This window comes from Enterobacter sp. BIDMC 30 (assembly GCF_000534355.1).
Lineage (GTDB): Bacteria > Pseudomonadota > Gammaproteobacteria > Enterobacterales > Enterobacteriaceae > Enterobacter > Enterobacter ludwigii.
This window is the reverse complement of record NZ_KI973169.1, coordinates 2,721,945-2,728,935: the sequence shown is the minus strand read 5'-3', so window position 1 is coordinate 2,728,935 and position 6,991 is coordinate 2,721,945. Positions and strand designations below refer to the sequence as shown.

At 59.6% G+C, this 6,991-nt stretch carries 1 protein-coding gene; it reads left to right on the top strand.

Going from position 1 to position 6,991, the window contains the following annotated elements:
• The coding region (locus L466_RS09465) for a beta strand repeat-containing protein (RefSeq protein ID WP_032681056.1) at positions 1-6,975 on the top strand (6,975 nt) is incomplete at its 5' end.
• Positions 6,976-6,991 lie beyond the last annotated feature (16 nt).

Genomic DNA, 6,991 nt, shown 5'->3' with positions numbered 1-6,991 from the left:
ATCAATGCAGCGGAAGTGGCGGCAGGCCAGACGATCGGCGGGAAAGTGGTGAACGCCGAAGCGGGTAATACCGTGACGGTCTCTGTCGGTGGCAATACCTACACCACAACGGTACAGAGCGATCTGAGCTGGTCCGTTGACGTTCCGCAGTCCGTGCTGACCGCGCTGGGTAATGGCGACCTGACCGTCACCGCAACGGTTACCAACGGGCACGGCAATACCGGTTCCGGCGAGCGTGATATCTCCATCGATGCCAGCCTGCCGGGCCTGCGAGTCGATACCGTGGCAGGCGACGATGTGATCAACAGCATTGAGCATGGTCAGAACCTGATTGTCAGCGGCTCCAGCGATGGGCTGGCAGCGGGGACCCTGCTTACGGTAACGGTGAACGGCAAAACCTATGCGGCGTCCGTACTGGCTGACGGGACCTGGAACGCGGCTATTCCGGCGGCGGATGTAAGCGCGCTGCCGGCAGGAACGGTAAGCGTTACCGTTGCAGGCCAAAGCACCACGGGCAACCCGGTGACCATCAGCCATGACGTCACTGTTGATCTGGCGGCCGTCGCCATCAGCATTGATACCATTGCCGTTGACGATGTGATTAACGCGGCGGAGAAAGGGGCAGATCTGCTGCTTTCCGGCACCACCAGCAACGTGGAAGCCAACCAGACCGTCAGCATCACCTTTGGCGGCAAGCACTACACGGCCACCGTTGATGCCAGCGGTAACTGGACGGCGACGGTACCGTCTGCTGACCTGGCCGGTCTGAAAGAGGGCGATGCCAGCGTACAGGTGAGCGTCACCAACGTGAACGGCAACAGCGCCTCAGCAGGGCGCGAATACAGCGTCGATGCGACCGCGCCTGCCGTGACGATTGATACGGTTGCCGGCGACAACGTGATCAACGCCAGCGAAGCGTCTGCAGGTGTGGCCATCACCGGCACCACCACGGCAGAAGCGGGTCAGACGGTCACCGTAACGCTCGGTGATAAACAGTACAGCGCGCAGGTTCAGGCAGGCGGCACGTGGAGTGTGTATGTGCCCGGGGCCGAGCTGACCGCGATGGCCGACAACGGCTACACCGTACAGGTTAGCGTGAGCGATGCGGCCGGTAACCCAGGCAGCGCGGATAAAGCCATTACCCTTGACACCACGCCACCGGTTATCAGCTTTAACGCGGTCGCCGTTGATGATGTGATCAACAGCGTGGAGCATGCGCAGGCGCAGATCGTCAGCGGTAGTGCAACCGGTGCAAACGTCGGCGACAGGCTGGTGATTACCGTCGGGTCTCATCAGTACACGACAACGGTAGATGCGAGCGGCAACTGGAGCGTGGGCGTCCCGGCCAGCGTAATTTCCTCGCTGGCTGACGGCACTGCGACCCTCAGCGCAACCATTACCGACAGTGCGGGCAACAGCAGCACGAAGACCCATGATGTGGTGGTCAACACGGCCTCGGTGGCGCTGACCGTGAATACCATTGCCGGCGACGACGTGATCAACGCGGCAGAAGCTGGCACCTCGCTGGTGATTAACGGCTCGAGCGCGCAGTTTGCCAGCGGGACGCAGGTCACGGTAACCCTGAACGGTAAAAGCTACACCGCCACCATTCAGAGTGACGGCTCCTGGACGACTACCGTGCCGGCTGCTGATGTGGGCGCACTGACCGATGGCGGACATTATCCTGTCTCCGTTGTTGCCCAGGACAGCGCGGGCAACAGCGCGTCGGCAACGCACGGCATCAGCGTGGATACCACCGCGCCGGTGATCGGTGTGAATACGCTCTCTGGCGACGACGTGTTAAATGCAGCAGAAGCACAGCAGCCGCTGACCGTGCACGGTTCTACCAGCGCGGAAGCCGGGCAGACCGTTACCGTAACGCTGGGGGGTAAAACCTACAGCGCAACGGTGGCGAACGATGGTACGTGGACGCTGGATGTGCCAGCCGCCGACCTGGCGGCCCTGAATGAAGGGGCGCTGACGCTGACCGCTTCAGTCAACGATAAAGCGGGTAACAGCGGACAGACTGCTCACGCCCTGACGGTGGATACCGTGGCGCCAACCGTAACCATCGGTACTGTGGCGGATGACGATATTGTCAATAACGCTGAGCAGCTGGCAGGCCAGACCATCAGCGGCACCACCACGGCGGAACAGGGCCAGACGGTGACGGTTTCCTTCAACGATCACAACTATCAGGCGACCGTGGGGGCGGACGGCTCGTGGTCGGTCTTTGTGCCGGGGCATGATTTCCTCGGCCTGAGCGATGGGAATTACACCCTAACGGCGACGGTGAACGACAAGGCCGGTAACCCGGGCAGCGCGACGCACGACGTGACGCTAAACGGTGATGTCCCGACCATAACTATCCACACCTTTGCGCAGGACGATATCGTCAGTGCCGCTGAACATGGTATCCCTCTGGTGGTCAGTGGTACCACCGACGCACCTGCGGGCCAGACGGTGACCATCACCCTGAACGGCAAAACCTACACCACAACCGTGCAGGCTGACGGTAGCTGGAACTATACCGTAGGCAGTGCAGACGTGACCGCGCTGGCAGACGGAGGATCGTATGTGATCCATGCCCTGGTGAGTAACACCATCGGTAACACTGCCAGCGACGATCACACCGTGACCGTGGATCTGACCGCGCCGGCAATGGGGATCAGTATCGACGCCCTGCAAAACGATACCGGGCTGAGCGCGAGTGATTTCATCACCAACGACAGCCAGATTATTGTTAACGGTTCATTGACCGCGCAGCTCGGCAATAACGAGAAAGCGCAGATCAGCGTGGACGGCGGGGCGAGCTGGATTGACCTGGCCGTTACGGGCACCACCTGGCGCTACACCGATGGCCGCACCCTGACGGACGGTACGTATCAGTACCAGGTCCGCGTGATTGATAACGCGGGTAACGTAGGGGCAACGGACAGCCAGAACGTGGTGGTGGATCTCACCGCGCCTGCGGCGACGACCATTACGGTCGATTCCGTCAGTCAGGATACCGGTTTGTCTGGCAGCGACTTTATCACCAGCGATAACCAGATCAGCCTGAAAGGGACGCTCGGTGCGGCGCTGGGGAGTGGCGATCACGCGCAGATCAGCCTCGACGGCGGCGTAACCTGGACGGATGTCAGCGTCAGCGGACTGAGCTGGACCTGGGTTGATACCCGCACGCTGGCGGACGGCGATTATAACTATCAGCTTCGCGTGATTGACGATGCGGGCAATATCAGCGCCACCACCAGCCAGGTGGTTACCATTGATACCGTGGCACCCGATGCCAGTAAAACCATCGCCATTGACAGCATCAGCGATGACACTGGCCTGAGCAGCAGCGACTTTATCACCCATGATACCTCGCTAACGCTGCATGGCTCGCTCGGCGCGACGCTGGCTGACGGCGAATATGCGCAAATCAGCATCGACGGTGGCGTGACCTGGCAGAACGTGATTGTCACCGGCAACAGCTGGTACTACGTGGACGGCCGTACGTTGGGTAATGCCACCTATGACTATTATGTGCGCGTGGTGGATGCCGCAGGTAACGTGGGATCCAGTGCCCATCAGCAGGTGACTGTCGATACGGTCGCCCCGGATGCGGCGATTACGGTGACCGTGGATAACATCACCGTGGATACCGGCTTTGACAACAACGACTTCCTGACCAGTTCAACGTCATACACCCTGAACGGGACGCTGGGGGCGCAACCCGGTGCGGGCGAGTATGTTCAGGTCAGTATGGATGGCGGCACCACCTGGGTTAACGCGACGGTGAATGGCACACAGTGGAGCTATAACGACACGCGTACCCTGGCCGACGGTAGCTATAACTATCAGGTGCGGGTGGTCGATCTGGCCGGAAACGTCGGGGCAACCACGTCGCAGACGGTCACGGTTGATACCCACGCGCCTCAGTACGGCATCACCATTGACAGCATCAGTGAAGATACCGGGCAGTCCGGCACTGATTTCATCACCATGGACACCACGCTTACGCTCAACGGCTCGCTTGGCAGCGCGCTGGCCAATGATGAACGCGTGCAGATTAGCCTGGACGGCGGGAATACCTGGACAGATGCAACGGTAACCAACCAGCGCTGGAGCTACACCGATACCCGCGATCTGGCTGACGGTGATTACACCTACCAGGTGCGGATTATCGACCAGGCGGGCAACGTGGGCTCAACCTCATCGCAGGTGGTGACGGTGGATACCACGCCGCCAACCACCGTGGGCACCGTGGTGAGCTATACCGATGGCGAAGGTGAACGTCAGGGCTCCTTTGGCAGCGCGATGGCGACGGATGACAGCTCGCCGCTGATCAACGGAACGCTGAACTGCGCGCCGGATGACGGTGAGATTGTGCAGCTTTATCGTGACGGGATCCTGCTGGGCCAGGTCACGATGAACGGTAGCGCAAGCTGGTCCTTCCAGGATAACGGCCTGAGCGATGGCAATCATACGTATATCCTGCGGGTAACCGATAAAGCCGGTAACTATACGGAATCGGACGGGTTTGTACTGAACGTCGATACCAGTATCCCGACCACCACGGCGGCAATTACCGCGCAGACAACATCGGATACCACGCCGATTGTCAGCGGAACGGTCTCCGCGGATCTGGTGAACGGCGAGTACCTGGTGGTGAATGTGAACGGTAAAACCTACACCTCGCAGACGGGCGGCGCGGTAGTGGTCGACCCGGATCACAACACCTGGTATCTGCAGATCCCGGACAGCGATGCACTGAGCGTTGCCAGCTATAACGTAACGGCACAGGTGAAGAGCAGCGCGGGTAACGGCAATACCACCGGGACGGCGAGCGGCAGCCTGGTGATTGATACCACCACGGTGAATACCAGCTGGGCCACCACGGCGGGTAACAGCGAAAACTCGACCATGACCGTCGGCATGAACAGCAGCGGCCTGTGGAATATCATTGCTAACGGACAGTCCTATTCCAGCAGTGATGATTCAACCTACGCGGCGAACGCGCTGACCAATACGCGTGGCTTCCCTGCCGTAAGCCAGACCGCCGCCGATTTTGACCGTAACGGCACGCAGGACATCTTTGCGACTGAAACCACCTACGGCGGGTCTACACAGGTGATGTGGACCTACGATGGCAGCACTTATAACGCCAGCCAACTGGGTATGGGAACCACTATCTGGTACGGCGGTGTCATTGCCTACGATAAAACCGGTGACGGGTATCTGGACCTTGCGTATGGCGATGCCGGTGCGGACTCCATTACCTACCTTATTAACAACAAGGGGGTACTCACGCCGGATGGGAGCTATGGCGGCGCCGGGTTCTGGGGACAATTCACCACCATGCGTGAAATCTCCGGCGTCGACCTGAATAACGACGGCACCGTGGATGTGGTTCAGCACACCAACCGCAGCGGCGCGTACTCGCTTACCGTGATTAACAACAACGGTAACGGGACGTTATCCCTCGGTCAGAACCTGACTAACGTGTTTGTGGCAAACGTGGCGAATACCACCACTGCGGCGTCGATGACGTGGGCGGATTTCAACGGCGATGGCTACATGGATCTGTACCTGGGCAGCAGCTATAACAACAACGGCGGGGTGATCTACTACAACGACGGTACCGGGAAACTCTCCACCACCAAGAGCGCGGTTGAGGCGTCTAACGCGTCAGCAGGGTATCTGTCGGTGGCGGTGGACTGGAACGCTGACGGCCAGATGGACGTCATCAAGCTCAGTACCTACAGCGGAGCGCAGACCGCAACCCTGTTTACCAACAACGGTTACGGTTCAAGCTGGACAGCAAGTCAGCTGGCTTCCGGACTGGCGAACGTCACCGGTGTGGCCGCCGTGGATTACAACTGGGACGGCGCGCAGGATCTGCTGGTGTCGCAGCAGAACGGCAAAGTGGTGCTGGTGCAAAACAGCAAAACCGTTGCCGACGGCACGGCGATGCATCTGCACATTGTCGACAGTGAGGGTATCAACGCCTACTACGGTAATACGGTCAATCTGTATAACGCGGCGGGCGTACTGGTGGCCTCGCAGATCATCAACGCCCAGTCCGGTATCGGTTCGAACGATACCTCTGCACTGGTGAGTTTCTACGGTCTGGATCCGAATGAAACTTACTCGGCCGAGATCCTGAAAATCACCAATGGCGTGTCGGATAACGTCACCTGGAGCGGTCTGGAAGCCGGCAACGGTAAAGAGGGCTACGTCCTCACTGCCGAAGCAGCAACCGGGGGGCACAGCGGGACGCTTACCGGTACCGGGTATAACGACACCTTTATCGCCGAGGACGGCACGTATACCTATAACGGTTCCGGCGGGTGGACGACCCACTCGGATCACGACACCTGGAGTAACACCGGGGGGATGGACGTGGTGGACTACCGCAATGCGACGTCCGGCGTGACCGTCGATCTGCGTCTTTCTACCGCGCAGGACACCGGGTTTGGTACCTCACGCCTGCTGAACATTGAGGGCATTAACGGCTCGGACTTTGACGATGTCATTACCGGTAACAGCGGTAACAACCAGTTCGAAGGCCGTGGCGGTAACGACACGTTCAATATTGGCAGCGGCGGTCACGATACGCTGCTCTACACGTTGATCAACGCCTCCAATGCCACAGGCGGTAACGGCAGTGATGTGGTGAACGGCTTTACGGTAGGCACCTGGGAAGGCACGGCGGATACGGACCGTATTGACCTGCGCGACCTGCTTTCAGGCAGCGGCTACACCGGTACGGGCTCAGCGAGCTATGTGAACGGGGTCGCCACGCTGGACGGCAGTGCGGGGAATATCACCGATTACATCCGCGTGGTGCAAAACGGCAGCAATACCGAAATCCAGGTTGACCTGGACGGTAGCGGCGGCCAGTTCTCACCCACAACGCTGGTCACGCTGAACGGCGTGCAGACCGATCTGGCTACGCTGCTGGCAAATCATCAACTGTTAATTGCGTAAAACTATGCCGCGAGGA